Source organism: Lysinibacillus sp. NPDC096418 (genome assembly GCF_044762775.1).
Classification (GTDB): Bacteria; Bacillota; Bacilli; order Bacillales_A; family Planococcaceae; genus Lysinibacillus.
On sequence record NZ_JBIWEY010000010.1, the window covers coordinates 42,976 to 59,926 of the forward strand.

The following is a 16,951-nucleotide window of genomic DNA, read 5'->3' on the forward strand; positions in this document are numbered from 1 at the left end:
TTGAATAAGAAGAAATGAGAAAGGAGGGATACACTGTGAATCTTGATTTTACAGATGTAATTCCCTCTATTCCTTATATATTAAAAGGAATAGGTGTTACACTTCAAATTGCAATTGGTGCATCAATCATTGGGTTTATATTTGGTATTTTATTAGCATTATGCAAAATCGGGAAAATTACAGTCCTCCGCTTGTTTGCTGATGTGTATACGTCAATTTTCCGTGGTACACCGCTTGTACTTCAGTTATTGATTATTTACTTTGCAGTACCACAGTTACTTGATATTCAAATTGAACCTGTACCGACAGCGATTATTGCGTTTGGTTTAAATTCCGCAGCCTATATTTCTGAAATCATTCGTGGCGGGATTAATGCCGTAGATAAAGGGCAACAAGAAGCAGCCTTAGCGCTTGGTATTCCTTATGCAAAAATGATGAAAGATATTATCATTCCACAGGCAGTGAAAAATATTTTACCATCTTTAGTGAATGAATTTATCACCTTAAATAAAGAAACAGCTGTCGTGACAGTTATTAGTGCACTCGATATTATGCGCCGTGCGTATATTGTAGGTGGTGCTACGTATCGTTACCTTGAACCATTACTGATTGCAGGTTTAATCTACTATATTATGACGCTTATTTTAACGTTCCTTGGTAAGAAAATCGAGAAAGGAATGAGAAAAAGTGATTAAAGTTACGGATTTACACAAATCATATGGACAAAATGAGGTCCTAAAAGGCATATCAAATGAAATTAAAGAAAAAGAAGTAATCGCTATTATTGGCCCTTCAGGCTCTGGTAAGTCAACGTTTCTCCGTTGTTTAAATTTACTAGAACAGCCGACAAGTGGCGAAGTGAAAATTGGCGACGCTATTTTAACGGACAAAGGAACTGATATTATGAAGGTGCGTGAGGATGTCGGCATGGTGTTTCAGCATTTTCACTTGTTCCCGCATAAAACAGTGTTGGAAAATTTAACGTATGCACCAATTAACGTCAAAGGTATGGATAAAGTAGCTGCGATAAAAAAGGCTGAAGAGCTATTAACGAAAGTTGGCCTTTTTGAAAAACGTAATGAGTATCCAAATCGTCTTTCTGGTGGTCAAAAGCAGCGTGTTGCAATTGCACGTGCACTTGCGATGGATCCGAAAGTGATGCTTTTTGATGAACCGACCTCAGCACTTGACCCTGAGATGGTAAAAGAGGTTTTAGCGGTTATGAAAAACTTAGCAGACTCTGGTATGACAATGTTAATCGTCACACATGAGATGGGCTTTGCACGTGAAGTTGCAGACCGTATTTTATTCCTAGATGGTGGTAAGTTGATTGAGGATGCATCGCCAGCGGAATTCTTCTCGGCACCAGCAACGCAGCGTGCAAAGGATTTCTTAGAGAAAGTGTTATAAGTAAAATGCATGAAGTAACCTTTTTGAGGTCGCTGCATGCATTTTTATTTTTCTATTTTGTGTGTTGATAAATTTATTTTTCAACACTATGCAGATTCATTAAGGTTTCATTAAGAAAAGTCGAGTGAAATTAACATAAACTTATAGAAAGCTATATTTATTGCAAAGGTGGCAGTTTTAAACGAAAGTGATATGAATAGAAAAAGATTAGTATGCCACAGTATTGCGAGAAAAATAAGTAACAGTAAGGCGTAAAAAATTTGTTTCATATTTTAAAAACGAGATTAACAGGAAAAACGAAGTAGGAAACATTTAGGTTGGAAAGGAGATGATATGGAACGTATGAAAAGAAAACATGCAAGAAGTACGTCAAAGATACAGTTATCGATTTGGATGTGTGTGCTGCTCATCATCAATCCATGCATAAGCTATGCAGCACCAGTAGCAGAAAGTGATTTCGAAACGGGGGATAATGGGGATGGTACAGTAACTATTAATCATTATCGGGGTGGAGCAAAAGACGTAATTATTCCAGAGACAATCGGTGGGAAAACTGTTACAAAGATTGGGGATTATTCGTTTGGTCATAAGTACCTAACGAGCGTAGAAATCCCAAATAGTGTGACAGCGATAGGAGATAAAGCGTTTTTTGATAATAATCTAACGAGTGTGACAATGGGAGGTAGCGTTACATCGATAGGAAATGATGCTTTCCATACTAATCGGCTAACGAGTGTGGTAATCCCAAATAGTGTGAAATCGATAGGGAAATCTGCGTTTGTTGGTAATAGTCTAACGAGCGTGGAAATCGGGGATAGTGTGACAACGATAGGGAATGGTGCGTTTTCGAATAATCAACTAACGAGCGTGGAAATCCCAAATAGTTTGACATATATAGATGAACATGTATTTTTTGGAAATAAGTTAATGAGCGTGAGACTGGGAGATAGTGTAACAGTGATAGGGAGGAGCGCATTTGCAAAAAATCAGCTAAAGAGTATAGAAATTCCAAGTAGTGTGAAAAACATAGAGGAAACTGCGTTTTATTCAAATCAGTTAACGAGCGTGAGACTGGGAGATAGTGTAACGACGATAGGGGCTATTGCGTTTTCTCAAAATAAGCTAACGAGCGTGGAAATCGGGGATAGTGTGACAAGTATAGGAGAAGGTGCGTTTGCTGAAAATCAGCTAACGAGCGTGACACTTGGAGATAGTGTGACAACGATAAAATCAGGCGCGTTTAAAAATAATCAGTTAACGAGTATCGTAATCCCAAATAGTGTGACAAATATAGAAGGAATTGCGTTTGCTGAAAATCTGCTAACGAGCGTGACACTCGGAGATAGTATGACAACGATAGGGTATGGCATATTTAAAAATAATCGGCTAACTAGCGTGGAAATCCCAAAAAGTATGACAATATTACCGGATGGCATATTTGAAAATAATCAACTAACGAGCGTAAAAATCCCAAATAATGTGACAGTTATAGGGAATAGCGCGTTTGCGAACAATCAACTAACAAACGTGGAAATCCCAAATAGTGTGACATCAATAGGGATAACCGCGTTTACCAACAATCAACTAAAAAGTTTGGAAATTCCGAACGGTGTGATAAAAGTATTGGACGCAGCGTTTGAGAATAATAAGTTAACAAGCGTGATAATTGGAGATAGTGTGACAGATATACACTTGTCAGCGTTTGCAAAAAATCAACTAACGAGCGTGATAATTGGAGATAGTGTGAAAACGATAGGGAATGCAGTGTTTGCAGATAATGAGCTAACGAGCGTGAAAATCCCAAATAGTGTGATAAATATAGGCTTACAAGCGTTTAAAAATAATAAGTTAATGGACGTGATAATCGGAGATGGTGTGACAGATATAGGTCACTTTGCGTTTGCAGATAATGAGCTAAAGAGCGTGATAATTGGAGATAGTGTGACAACGATAGGCTCTAACGCGTTTTGGAATAATCAGCTAACGAGCATCGTAATCCCAAATAGTGTGACAAATATAGGAGGAGGTGCGTTTGAAAATAATCTGCTAACGAGCCTTGTAATCCCAAATAGTGTGACAAATATAGAATGGGGTGCGTTTGAAAATAATCGGTTAACAAGCATCGTAATTCCAAATAGTGTAATAGATATAGGACCAGAAGCGTTTGCAAAAAATCATTTAACGAGCGTGGAAATTCCAAATAGTATGACAGTAATACCGGAGGCTATATTTGAAAATAATCAACTAACGAGCGTGAAAATCCCGAATAGTGTGACAGTTATAGGGAATAGCGCGTTTGGAAATAATCAACTAACAAGCGTGACACTCGGAAATAGTATGAAAACGGTAGGGTATGGCATATTTAAAAATAATCATCTAAAGAGCGTGGAAATCCCAAATAGTATGACAGCAATACCGGAGGGCATATTTGAAAATAATCAACTAACGAGCGTGAAAATCCCGAATAGTGTTACAGTTATAGGGAGGAGCGCGTTTAAAAATAATCAGTTAACAAGTGTGGAAATGCCAAATGATGTAACAAATATTGGGAATGGTGCATTTGAAAATAATCAGCTAACGAGCCTTGTAATCCCAAATAGTGTGACAAGTATAGGATGGCTTGCGTTTTATGAAAATCAGTTAACGAGCTTGAAACTAGGAGATAGTGTGACAAATATAGGTGACTTTGCGTTTCAGAAAAATCATCTAACGAGCGTGGAAATCCCAAGTAGTGTGACAAGTATAGGATGGGCTGCGTTTTATGAAAATCAGTTAGTTAAAGTAATCTTTAGAGGTCCGATACCTGGTGAAAATTCCAAACCCTTTTTAAATCAAATACACAAGTTTAGCAATTTTCTAGGTTGGTTCACAGATAATGAATTTACTACTCCTTGGGATGGGAAAGTAACAGAATCTATGACGATTCATGGTAAATATAGTGCACCCAAGCTATCATACACGGTCACATATGATGGCAACGAAAGTACTGGAGGAAGTGTTCCAGTAAGTGGTACGTATGAAGAAGGAGCCACGGTCACAGTAGCAGGTAATACGGGGACTTTAGTGAAAGTAGGCCATACTTTTATCGGTTGGAATACGAAAGCAGATGGAACAGGTACACCGTACACAGTGGGTACTACTTTCCCAACGGAATCAGGGGATTTGACCTTATATGCCCAGTGGACAACAAAGCCAACACACACGGTCACATATGACGGCAACGGAAATACAGGAGGAAGTGTCCCCGTCAGCAGCTCTTATGAAGAAGGAGCGACTGTCAAAGCAGCGGGAAATACGGGAACTCTAGTGAAAACGGGCCATAGCTTTACCGGTTGGAATACGAAAGCAGATGGAATAGGTACACCGTACACAGTGGGTGCTACTTTCCCAATGGAATCAGGGAATCTCATCTTATTTGCCCAGTGGACAGTAAGCCCAATATACGCGGTCACGTATGACGGTAACGGAAATACAGGAGGAAGTGTCCCAGTCAGCAGTACGTATGAAGAAGGAGCCAAGGTCACAGTAGCAGATAATACAGGGACTTTAGTGAAAGTAGGCCATACTTTTATCGGTTGGAATACGAAAGCAGATGGAACAGGTATACCGTACACAGTGGGTACTACTTTCCCAACGGAATCAGGGGATTTGACCTTATATGCCCAGTGGACAACAAAGCCGACACACACGGTCACATATGACGGCAACGGAAATACAGGAGGAAGTGTCCCAGTCAGCAGCCCTTATGAAGAAGGAGCGACTGTCAAAGCAGCGGGTAATACGGGAACTCTAGTGAAAACAGGCCATACTTTTATCGGTTGGGATACGAAGGCAGATGGAAGTGGTGATTCGTACACACCAGGTACTACCTTCCCAATGGGAACAGAGAATCTCATCTTATATGCCCAGTGGAGCACTATTCCGATTACTCCACCCATCGATCCAGGACCAAGACCAGCAGATCCGCCGCCGAGTCCAGGACCAAAACCAGTAGACCCAACACCAAGTCCAGGACCAGTAAAATCAACACCGAAAGAAGAAAAACCAGTAAAAAAGCCTACCCTTACATTTACAGACCTCTCGTCTAACTGGGCACAGGAGATGATTGAAAATATCGCAGGTCGTGGTATCATCACAGGTTATCCAGACGGGACATTTAGACCAAATGAACCCATCACGCGTCAGCATGTAGCATTAATGCTTACACGTGCCTTACAGTTAGAGCCAAATAAAGATGGTACTGGATTTACCGATGTCCCAACAAATCATCCATATTATGAGGCCATCAAACAAGTCCAACAAGCAGGCATCTTCGAAGGGAATAACGGGAATTTCAATCCAAACGCCAATATGACACGTGCGCAAATGGCAAAAGTAATCGTGTTGGCATTTGACCTAACATCAACAGATACACAAACATTCAAAGATGTCCCTTCTACACACTGGGCACACAATTATATTGTCATCCTCGCTGCAAACGGCATTGCGCTCGGTGACGATGGTGACTTCAAACCAGAAGAACCAGTAACCCGTGCACAATTCGCAGCATTTTTATACAGAGCACTTAACAAATAATGATTAACTCCAACAATGACTGTTCTCAAGAGTCGTTGTTGGATTTTTTTAGTTCCGTAACAATAAAAATAGGCTCGTCGCCAAAAGTCAAGGATGATATTTGATTAAAAGCTCATTGATTTAAAAATGTCCGTCGATTTTTGATTTTTATCAGCAATCTAAATATACGATATCTCATTTGGTAATGTTATTTGAAAAACGGTCTCTACATACGGCGTGCTTGCTAACTGTACACTGCCTTGATGAGCCTCGATGACATCTTTGACGATGGAAAGACCGATGCCTAAGCCCTCACCTTCTCTCCCATCATCGACTCGATGAAATCGCTCGAAAATAAGATCCTGATGATTAGGGGCAATGCCTTTGCCTTTATCTCTCACCGAAATGTATACATGATATTCATCTTTTGATAACCCGATTCCAAGGAAACACCCATCCTTTCCATAACGTATCGCATTGTCGATTAAATTATGTACTACTCTTTCGATTAATGATGCATCGATATTCATAAAATAATCTTCATTGGGAATATCTATTTCGAAAGTGAATTCTTGACTATCTAAGATTGTAATGTAACCAGCGATGATTTTACGAATGAGCTCAGATAAGTTGCAAGTGGAGATAGTAATTTCTGATTTATAGTAATCTTTGCGAGAGATATCCAGCAGTTGATCTAGTAGTCTGTCCATATATCGGGAACGTTGAAGAATGACTTTGGCGTTTTCTTGTAACTCTTTTTCATCTTGATATTGCCCCGCACGTATCGTTTCCGCATAGCCGAGTAGCATGGTCAGTGGTGTTCGTAAATCATGCGATAGATTGGCTAACAACACTTTGCGTTTATTTTCGAACAGCTGAATTTCATCGAATTGGGCATGTATTCTTTGTGTCATAGAATTATAGTGCTGGGTAAGCTGGCCGATTTCATCTTTAGACGAGACCTTTAACTCCAAGTCATTACCTTGAATGTTGAATTGATTGAGTGCTGTATTTAATGTACGAATACGTTTATTCATTGTTGAAAAGAGCCATAGGGAGAGTAAGTATGGAATCGAAAAAGAAATTAATATAGGTATGATTAATGAAAGGAGGGACTTATTGGAGCGGATAATGAAATAGATTTCCCCCTGTTTCATTACTTCATTTGGCACGCTCATCAATAAATAATAAGATTGGCCATCTTTGTTTGCTGAATTGACAAAAACCATTTCTTGCGTGTCGCGTAATAGATTTGTAGGCATATCAATCATACGATCAGCCAATTCTTTGAAATGATAGGATTTCATTTGGCCAGAAGTGTCATAAATCGACTTACCCTCGGCATCAATCAATTCAAAGCGTAATGCTTTGTGGTCCGCATGCACCTGCTCCAAAATTGGTTTTACCTGTTCGGCACTGAAATCAGTTTGCTCTTGGATTTCCTTCAGTATCGAATGAGCGATCGGATCCAATTGTTGCAGTGCATAGCCTTTCTTCCCTATCAAGGTGGAGAGAACGATAAAGATTACCATACTTAGGATGATGCTGAGTATGGTGAGAAGCCATAATTTAGTTCGCATTTTCATAGACGGCCCCTCGTCAACCAATAACCAACACCACGGACGGTGAGTAGTTTCCAAGAGGCAGGGTCATTATTTTCTAAAAGTTTACGCAATCGATTAATGAATACGCTCAAGTTATTATCATCATAACGGTCATGTTGCCAGACTTGCTGGTAGATTTCCCTCTTTGTCATGACACGATCGGGATTGAGCATAAAGAATCTTAGTAGCTGGCATTCTATAGGGGTTAAAGTGTGCTGCTTACCATCATTAAGTAGTTCGTAATTGTCTACATCAAGTAATAGATTGTTCAGTCGAATACCGGCAGTTTTTTGAGGAGATTTGAAATGGTGTCTTCTAAGATGGGCTTGTACACGTGCAGTAAGTTCCAACGGACTAAAAGGCTTGGCAACATAATCATCAGCACCCAAGCCAAGTGTGAGGATTTTGTCTTGCTCCTCCCGCCGAGCGCTAAGCACGATAATTAATGTTTCTAATCTATGATCTTGTATATAGTTTAGTACCTCAAAACCATTTACATCGTCCATCATTAAATCCAAAATCATCAAATCGATGTACTGCGCTTGAAGTTGCTCAATCGCCAGTCGCCCCGAATCAGCCTCAACCACTTTCATACCAGCCTGTTCGATATGTAGGCGAATTAATTGACGAATTTGCGGTTCGTCATCCACAACAAGAATTCGTTCCATCGTTGAATCGTCACACTCCATATGAATAAGAATGTCCCAATCGTAGCATGGATAGAGAGAATGTGTAAATGCGCCAATTAAATGATTCTTGTAACTAAGCAAGCGTAGAAAGTGTAAAAAAAAGTATCTGAAAATCCATTAAGATTTCATTAAGATTTCTACTGTTTGCTGGATGTTACACTAGTTATGAATCTTATTGGTTCATAACCATAATACAAAAATATTAATGTGTAATATTAATTAATATAGAATTTTTTTGTTATTTAATGGGTAATCAAAAATTGAAATAACATTAATTTACAGATGGTGCGTATGAAATGTGAGCTGAGAACCGTAGAGGAATAGGATGGTTCTTTTCTTTTTGAAGTCTATGCATCTACTAGGCAAAAAGAAATTGAATCTTGGGGGTGCCTGATCAAATAAACACTTTTTTAAGCATGCAGTGGCGGGCTCAACAACTTTCTTATAGTCAGCAATTTCCGAATGCAAATCATTATATTGTTCTTTATGAAAATGAGTATGTAGGAAGATGTATCATTGAAGACCTTCTAGGACACTTCCGTCTTGTAGATCTTTCCATATTTTCAAGTTTCCAAGGAAAAGGAATCGGAACTTTTATTATTGAGTTACTCCAACAAAGAGCATGTAAGTATGGTAAGCCAGTCACGTTGCAAGTTTTTCATGAAAATTCTGCAAGGCTTCTTTATGAAAGGCTTGGATTTCGAGTGGTTGAGGCAAATGGTTTATATGTGAGGATACAATGGCAAGAAATATAGTTAATAGAAAGAAGGGTGAAAAATGTCAGAAGCATATTTAGGAGAAGTTCGGATGTTCAGTGGAAATTATGCGCCAGTAGGATGGGCATTATGCAACGGACAAACGCTATCAATTTCGGAGAATGAGGCGCTTTTTGCATTAATTGGCACTACTTACGGAGGTGATGGTCAGACAACTTTCGCATTACCTGATTTGCAAGGAAGAATTCCTATCCATAAGAGTCCACAATACGCACTTGGCAGTAAAGGAGGAACTGAAACAGTCACATTGACACAAGCACAGCTTCCTGCACACACACATCTGTTGAATGCCAATAATAATCCAAATGACGCATCACAGAGCCCACCAACTAATCATGTATGGGGAGTTTCTGATCTTGATAACTATCAGACCGATGCAGCAAGTAATATCGTACAGATGAATGCGAGTCTCATAACATTAGTAGGAGGGAATCTACCACATAACAATATAATGCCGTCTATGGCAATTAATTTTATTATCGCCACAGAGGGACTTTTCCCTACACAACAATAGGAAGGAGTGAACGATAATGGCAGAGCCATTTTTAGGAGAGATTAGACCTTTCGCTTTCGGGATCATCCCAAAAGGATGGATTCAATGTAACGGACAAATATTGCCTATTCAACAATATCAAGCACTTTATTCACTTTTAGGAACAACGTATGGAGGAAACGGTAGTACAAATTTTGCTGTTCCTAATTTACAAGGTAGAGTCCCTTTGCATCAAGGAAATACGATTGCTTATGGAGCGGTCGGAGGTGAAGCAACGCATACATTAACGGTAAATGAAATACCTTCACATACACACGAAGTTTTGGCGGATTCAGGTAACACAAACCAGCCCTCACCACAAAATAATGCGTGGGGTGCAGTTAATGGGCGTTTTATCTATGCAACGACGACAACTGCAAATACAACAATGAATGCAGCTGCAATGTCAGTTGAAGGGCAGAGTAACGCGCATACTAATATGCAGCCGTATCTAACGCTATCTTTTTGTATCGCAGTTCAAGGGATTTATCCATCTCGAAATTAAGGAGGAATGTAAAATGGCAGAAGCATATGTGGGGGAAATTAGAATATTTGCTGGATCCTTTGCTCCACGCGGATGGGCTCTGTGTGACGGAGCACAATTATCAATTCAGCAGAATGCAGTTTTGTATTCCATCATTGGCGTCTCTTATGGCGGAGATGGAGTAAACAATTTTAAATTACCGGATTTAAGAGAGCGTGCACCAATGCATTTTGGAAATGGGATTGGACTTACTCCGAGAACGATAGGAAGTCAGGTTGGTTCAAATACAGTTTCACTAGGCATTGCAGAAATGCCTAGTCATAACCATAGAGCACAAGGTTCAGCGCAGACGGGTGGCGGAGTATCCAGTCCTGCTAATGCTTTATGGGGAAGTACGCCTCCTTTTTTTCAAACTCCTTATGTTAGTTTGACCACTCCTACTGCAATGCAGACGACAGTAGTGCAGTCTCAAGGTGGAGGGCAACCACATAATAACATGCAACCCTATTTGGTAACGAATTTTATAATTTGTTTGGAGGGTATGTATCCGCCTAGACAATAAATGATTTAGATAGTAATAGAAAGAGAGGAGGTATGCGCTTGACTTTTTCTAAGAATAATATGCTGCATAAAGTCTTTACGATGACCATCATACTGTTCTTGATTTTTTCAATGATGGGTATTCAGCCTGTTAGAGCAAGTACGCCTGAGAAATTATACCCTGTGGAGCAGTTGAATGTACAAAAGAGGTCTGATGGTAGTGTTATTTCAGTGGGTGACGATGACAGGTATTCTGTATCTGCTCGTAACGTAGCCCCTACTACAGAGGATTTCGCTGCAATGAAATTCAATACTATTGATACGACTAAGAATATAGCATCAGCAAAACTTTATTTGTCTATAGTAAATAGTGGTGACACTGTTGATGGGGCATCAGATGCTAACCTTCTTGTTAGAGTGGGTTCGAATAGCTGGACTAGTAGTACTCTTCCAGGAGGATTTCCAACCATTGTAACAGGAGCGCCATCTCAAAATAAAAATATTTCAAAGCTGGGAACACCTGTTCAATATGAGATTGATGTAAAACAGCTACTGGAACATCCATCTGTAGTTGACATGCAAAATCTTACTTTGATCATGACTAGTAATTCTAAAAATTTGAATATTGTAAAGCACGGAAATACAGTAGGCAGCCAATACAATCCATATCTTGAAATTACTTATGGATCTGCAGCTAATAGTTCTCCAACTAACATCTTGTTAAGTTCGTCATCTGCAGCGGAGAATCAAGCCGCAAACACGGTTATTGGCACACTGAGCGCAACAGACCCAGATGTAGGGGATACCTTTACTTATAGTTTAGTATCTGGCTCAGGAAGTACGGACAATGCAAGCTTTACTATTAATGGTAATCAGCTAAGGACAAATGCATCATTCGATTTTGAAACAAAAAGTAACTATAGTGTGCGAATTCGAGTAACAGATAGCGGAGGTCTTAATTTTGAAAAAACGTTCACTATCAATGTCACAAATGTGAATGAAGCTCCAACCAATATCACATTGAGTTCAGCATCTGTAGAGGAAAATAAGCCTGCTAACACAGTGGTAGGCACACTGAGTGCAACAGATCCAGATGTAGGGGATACCTTTACGTATAGTTTAGTATCTGGTGTAGGAAGTACAGACAATGGAAGTTTTAATATTTCTGGTAATAATTTACGTACCAATAGTGTATTCGATTTTGAAGCGAAAAATAGCTATAGTGTGCGAATTCGAGTATCGGATAGCGGAGGTCTTAATTTTGAAAAAACGTTCACTATCAATGTCACAAATGTGAATGAAGCTCCAACCAATATCACACTGAGTGCAGCATCTGTAGAGGAAAATAAGCCTGCTAACACAGTAGTAGGCACACTGAGTGCAACAGATCCAGATGCAGGGGATACCTTTACGTATAGTTTAGTATCTGGCTCAGGAAGTACCGATAATGCAAGTTTTAATATTAATAGTAATAAGCTACAGACAAGTGCATCATTCGATTTTGAAGCGAAAAATAGCTATAGTGTACGAATTCGAGCAACGGATAGCGGAGGTCTTTATTTTGAAAAAGTGTTCACTATCACCGTCACAGATGTAAATGAAGATACTATACCAACTCTCGTACCGATGTTACCGGTAGACGATGCAACGAGTGTCCCTGTTGATACGAATTTGACGATGACCTTTAGTGAAGCTGTTACGGCGGTCGCAGGAAAAAATATCCGTATATATAAATCGGATGCTAGTTTAGTAGAATCAATTGCTGCTAATTCGTCGAACGTCACGGTCAATGGCTTAACCTTAACCATTACCCCAACGGCAAATTTTGCATACAGTACAGCTTACTATGTACAAATAGATGCAGGTGCCTTTGAGGACTCTGCTCATCAAGGAGTGCAAGGTATTTCGAATACTACGACATGGAACTTTACAACGGTCGCACCTAGCGCAAATGCGAATTTAAGCAATTTAGTCCTTTCTAGCGGAACTTTAGATCAGCCCTTCGCAGCAGGCACGACAAGTTACACAGCCAGTGTAGCGAATGGTGTGGCAAGTTTGAATATTACACCGACAACAGCAGACAGTAAGGCAACAATCAAGGTAAACGGTACGACTGTTACTAGCGGACAATCGAGTGGTCCTATCTCTTTAAATGTAGGTCCTAATGCGATTATTATTGAGGTGACAGCAGAAAATGGCACAACAAAAAAATTGTATACAATTATAGTAACAAGAGCCGTATCGGCGGTCTCTCTTGATAAAGTAACGAGTGTGTCCTTAAATCCATTAGGCGTCGCTTCATGGGAGGATGTTGCAAATGAATCTTCTTATGAAATGCAACTTTATAAAGATGGCTCCCCGTTAGGAAGTGCTGTAAGTAAAACGGCAAATACAATATCCCACGACTTCTTGGGAGCAATGCGCGCAGCAGGGGCTGGTATATATACAGTGACTGTTACAGCAAAAGGTAACGGTACAACTTATTTAGACGGACCCGCATCAGCTGCGTCTAGTTCTCAAACCATCATCAAGTTAGCAACAGTAACAGACGGCTTGACTTGGGATGGACGTGTAGCCAAGTGGATTGGTGTCGCAAGTGCAGTGAGTTATGATGTGCAGTTATATAAAGATAGTACAACAGCAGGCACAGCCACAAATGTTTTAGCTGGAAACGCTACTAGTGGCGTTGATTTTTCGGGCGCTATTCAGACGAATGGAGCGGGTACGTATACGTACAAAGTGATAGCAAAAGGGAATGCGACACTTGTAGTAGATGGAGAAGAAAGTGGATTCTCCAATGCGAATACGGTTACACCGGTGACAGCACCGACTGTTACAACAGATGGAATTACCAGTCTGACTTCAACAAGTGCCGTGGCTGGAGGTAATGTAACAGCTGATGGAGGTACTGCTATAACTGAGCGTGGTTTTGTATATGCAACGACTGCGAATCCGACAACCTCAAATAGTAAGGAAATGGTAGCAGGTACCATAGGTTTATATACGGCAAATCTTAGCGGTTTAACGCCAGGAACAACCTATCATTACCGAGCGTATGCTATTAATGCCCAAGGTACCAGTTACGGAGTAAATCAATCATTTACAACATCAGCACCTTTAACGTATACCGTGACTTATGATGGCAATGGTAATACAGGGGGGACAGTTCCTATAGATAGTACAAATTATTTGGCACACGCTCCTGTAACGGTGTTGTCCAATACAGGTAATCTAGAAAAAACAGGTTATACCTTTGGAGGTTGGAATACGAAGGTAGATGGCACAGGAACATTGTATGCGCCAACTAGTTCATTTTCTATGGGTGCAGGAAGTGTTACGCTGTACGCGCATTGGGTGAGTATTATTGTGCTACCAACAACAGATGAAGAGGCAGTAGCAAATGCAAAATCCGCACTCGCAATTGGCTACAGTGTGGGAGATAGTGAAACGAATGTAACGGGAAATCTCCAACTACCAACAGCAGGCGCAGAGGGTACGTTTGTTAGCTGGACATCTAGTCATACATCTGTTGTATCGAATGATGGGACAGTGGTACGCCCGGGTCATATATTAGGAGATCAAACAGTCACTTTAACAGCAACTATCACAAAAGGTCTCATAACAGAGACAAAAATCTTTACGATTACAGTAAAGGCAAGTATTCAAACAGACGCAGAGGCAGTAGCGAATGCTAAAGCAGCGCTAGCAATTGGCTACAGTGTGGGAGATAGTGAAACAAATGTAACGAAAAATCTCTACCTACCAACAACAGGAGCAGACGGTACAACAATTAGTTGGACATCTAGTAATCCCGCTGTTGTGACAGCGAACGGAGGCGTATTACGTCCAGCTGTAGGAGATAGCACAGTTGTACTCACGACAACGATTGTAAAGGGAAATGTAACTGATTCAAAGAAATTCACAATTATTGTTAAGATGCAAGACATTAGCTATCCGCCTGTGACACCGGTATCAGATCAAACACTAACATCGGATTCATCACCAATTCCGACATCAACAGTGGAGAATATTGTCGTGAATGTGGAGGCTAGCAATGGCAAAATCGTTTCCAAAACACTTATTAAACGAACAACGAATAACGATGGAACAGTGAAGGATAGAGTGACGTTAACTCTGCAAAGTGCGGCAGAAGCGATTGCGAAATTAAGAGAACAAGGAACAAACATAGCTCGAATTACTCTGCCTGATCAGCAGGATAAAGTGAATGAAATCCAGTTTTCGGTACCGAGGGACGTTGTCTCGATTCTGAAAAACGGTGAAGTGAATCTTGAAATTGTAACAAACAATGTCCGAATTATGATTCCTACAAGTTCATTAGAGACCTTTAATGAAGATTTATACTTCCGCCTAGTGCCGATTAAAGCAGAGGCAGAGATTTTCGACATTGAGGAACGTGCAAAAAAAGAAGTCATTGTACAGAAGAAGAATAGCACAGTTATCAACGTACTAGACCGTCCGATGAAAATTGAAACAAATATGCAAAATCGTGCGGTAGAAATCACATTACCACTACCAACAGATGTAACGCAGGAACAGTTAAATCACTTAGCAATCTTTATTGAGCATAGTGATGAAACGAAGGAAATCGTAAGTGGGAAAGTTGTAACGTTTGTAGATGGCAAATTGGGCATTCAATTTACCATTCAGAAGTTCTCAACGTTTGCTGTGCTGTATTTACCAGAAGAAATGGCAGTTGTAAAAGTGCCAGTGGAAGAATTGCCAATACCACAAGTGTATACGCAACCACCCTATATCCAAGGCTACGCAGATGGCACATTTCGACCAAATGCACAAATTACGCGTGCGCAAATGGCCGCTATGCTTGCGCGTAACTTAAGCGAGAATGATGTGCCTGTTTCATCAAAGGTGTCTTATTCGGATACAGCAGCATCATGGGCAAAAGAAGAGATTGAATATGTTCGTACACAAGGTATTATGAATGGACGTGAAGACGAAACGTTCGATCCAAACGGGTCAATCACACGTGCACAAATGGCGGCAATCGCAATTCGTTGGATTGATAAGCGATGTGCAGCAGATGAACCAGCAGCATATTGTACAGCAGATACAAAGAAACACACTTTCAATGATGTGAGTAACCAACACTGGGCGGCGCCATGCATTCAAAAAATAAGCGCATTAGGCATTATGGCAGGTGTGAATTCGTCTACATTTAATCCAGAAGGCTATTTAACACGTGCGCAGACGGTGAAAGTGTTGAATCGTTTGTTTGAACGAGAACCCAAAACAGCAAGTATAGAGCAATTCTTCTTGGATGTACCAATCGATCATTGGGCATTCAATGAGATTCAAGCTGCTGCAACTGAATAGAGCATGGCCAAGAGGCTGACGTGATACTTTGCGTCAGCCTTTTGGGTTTTCTGTGTGTTAGACTTACAATTTGATACTTTTTTGCTTATAATATAGAGAGACGTGTGTCTTAAATAGAAGCTGTGAAATGAGCGATTACGAGTGAAAAAATTATTATATATAGGCTTTTTTCTTATCTTTATGGTCGTCTTTTTGTACATAAACAATCATTGGATTGTAGTAAGTGAGCATGTTTATGAATCAGAGCGTGTTCCTTCAAGCTTCGATGGCATGCGCATTGTACAAGTATCAGATTTGCATGATGCTGTTTTTGGTAGTAGGCAGAAAAAGCTAGTGCAAAAGGTGAAGAATGCGAATCCAGATGTAATTTTTATTACGGGCGATTTAGTGGATAGCAATCGATATAATTTAGAACAGAGCTTGCAAGCAGTAAGGCAGTTTGTAAAATTAGCGGATGTCTACTATGTACTAGGAAATCATGAAGTGGCGACAAATAAGGTGAACGAAATTTATGAGGCGCTATCATCGTTAGGTGTACATGTGATGGCCAACACATCGACCGTGTTAGAGCGCAACGGGGAGCGCTTGTCGATTATTGGTGTCGAAGATCCGCTAATGGGTATGGAGACAAATGATATGCTTGCAATGGCTACTGCACATATCCCGCAAGAGCGTTTTACATTGCTGTTGGCGCATCGACCTGAAATGTTTGATGTGTATGGAGATAACAAAATTGATGTTGTATTTTCTGGCCATGCGCATGGAGGGCAAATTCGTATTCCTGGTGTTGGTGGGCTTGTAGCACCAGGTCAGGGACTATTCCCTAAATATACAGCGGGTATTTACGAGAAAGATGCAACAAGTTTGGTTGTTAGTCGGGGATTAGGGAATAGTACTGTCCCTTATCGTATATTTAACTTGCCGGAAATCGTTGTGTTTGAATTGCATAATAAATGAACAAAGCACTGCATGGTGGAAAAATTCCTATGCAGTGCTTTGTTTTTTTGAAA

General features: G+C 40.2%; 11 protein-coding genes. 9 read left to right on the forward strand and 2 right to left on the reverse strand.

Annotated features, from left to right (window positions below):
• Positions 1–35 precede the first annotated feature (35 nt).
• The 3 genes from ACIQZG_RS10480 to ACIQZG_RS10490 all read left to right on the forward strand — a co-directional run bounded on the left by ACIQZG_RS10480 (position 36) and on the right by ACIQZG_RS10490 (position 5,985).
• Positions 36–695 (forward strand): amino acid ABC transporter permease, encoded by a 660-nt coding sequence (locus ACIQZG_RS10480; RefSeq protein ID WP_402755128.1) that lies wholly within the window; start codon positions 36–38, stop codon positions 693–695.
• Positions 688–1,410 carry an amino acid ABC transporter ATP-binding protein gene (locus ACIQZG_RS10485; protein WP_402755129.1) on the forward strand — a complete coding sequence of 241 codons (723 nt, stop codon included), beginning with the start codon at positions 688–690 and terminating at the stop codon, positions 1,408–1,410. The genes ACIQZG_RS10480 and ACIQZG_RS10485 overlap by 8 nt, the downstream gene beginning before the upstream one ends.
• Positions 1,411–1,752: 342 nt before the next feature.
• Positions 1,753–5,985 (forward strand): leucine-rich repeat protein, encoded by a 4,233-nt coding sequence (locus ACIQZG_RS10490; protein ID WP_402755130.1) that lies wholly within the window; start codon positions 1,753–1,755, stop codon positions 5,983–5,985.
• 158 nt (positions 5,986–6,143) lie between these two features.
• Here ACIQZG_RS10490 and ACIQZG_RS10495 read toward each other — a convergent pair whose 3' ends face one another.
• Positions 6,144–7,469: a HAMP domain-containing sensor histidine kinase gene (locus ACIQZG_RS10495; RefSeq protein ID WP_402755131.1), complete on the reverse strand. Its 1,326-nt coding sequence runs from the start codon at positions 7,467–7,469 to the stop codon at positions 6,144–6,146.
• A gap of 77 nt (positions 7,470–7,546) precedes the next feature.
• Positions 7,547–8,218: a response regulator transcription factor gene (locus ACIQZG_RS10500; RefSeq protein WP_402755132.1), complete on the reverse strand. Its 672-nt coding sequence runs from the start codon at positions 8,216–8,218 to the stop codon at positions 7,547–7,549.
• Positions 8,219–8,643: 425 nt separating this feature from the next.
• Here ACIQZG_RS10500 and ACIQZG_RS10505 point away from each other — a divergent pair, with 425 nt between their 5' ends.
• From ACIQZG_RS10505 to ACIQZG_RS10530, 6 genes are all read left to right on the forward strand, one after another.
• A complete protein-coding gene (locus ACIQZG_RS10505) occupies positions 8,644–9,012 on the forward strand; it encodes a GNAT family N-acetyltransferase (RefSeq protein ID WP_402755133.1) in 369 nt (122 codons plus the stop codon).
• 22 nt (positions 9,013–9,034) lie between these two features.
• Positions 9,035–9,547 carry a phage tail protein gene (locus ACIQZG_RS10510; RefSeq protein ID WP_402755134.1) on the forward strand — a complete coding sequence of 171 codons (513 nt, stop codon included), beginning with the start codon at positions 9,035–9,037 and terminating at the stop codon, positions 9,545–9,547.
• 16 nt (positions 9,548–9,563) lie between these two features.
• Positions 9,564–10,070, forward strand: a complete 507-nt coding sequence (locus tag ACIQZG_RS10515) for a phage tail protein (protein WP_402755135.1) — start codon at positions 9,564–9,566, stop codon at positions 10,068–10,070.
• 13 nt (positions 10,071–10,083) lie between these two features.
• Entirely contained in the window at positions 10,084–10,611 is a 528-nt protein-coding gene (locus tag ACIQZG_RS10520; protein WP_402755136.1) for a phage tail protein, read from the forward strand.
• Between the two features lie 38 nt (positions 10,612–10,649).
• Positions 10,650–15,941 (forward strand): immunoglobulin-like domain-containing protein, encoded by a 5,292-nt coding sequence (locus ACIQZG_RS10525; protein ID WP_402755137.1) that lies wholly within the window; start codon positions 10,650–10,652, stop codon positions 15,939–15,941.
• A gap of 141 nt (positions 15,942–16,082) precedes the next feature.
• On the forward strand, positions 16,083–16,898 hold the full coding sequence (locus ACIQZG_RS10530; protein ID WP_402755138.1) for a metallophosphoesterase: 816 nt from the start codon (positions 16,083–16,085) through the stop codon (positions 16,896–16,898).
• Positions 16,899–16,951 lie beyond the last annotated feature (53 nt).

Coding starts and splice junctions, on each gene's coding strand:
- ACIQZG_RS10510 (WP_402755134.1), top strand. CDS start 9,035: ATGTCAGAAGCATATTTAGGAGAAGTTCGGATGTTCAGTGGAAATTAT.
- ACIQZG_RS10520 (WP_402755136.1), top strand. CDS start 10,084: ATGGCAGAAGCATATGTGGGGGAAATTAGAATATTTGCTGGATCCTTT.
- ACIQZG_RS10490 (WP_402755130.1), top strand. CDS start 1,753: ATGAAAAGAAAACATGCAAGAAGTACGTCAAAGATACAGTTATCGATT.
- ACIQZG_RS10515 (WP_402755135.1), top strand. CDS start 9,564: ATGGCAGAGCCATTTTTAGGAGAGATTAGACCTTTCGCTTTCGGGATC.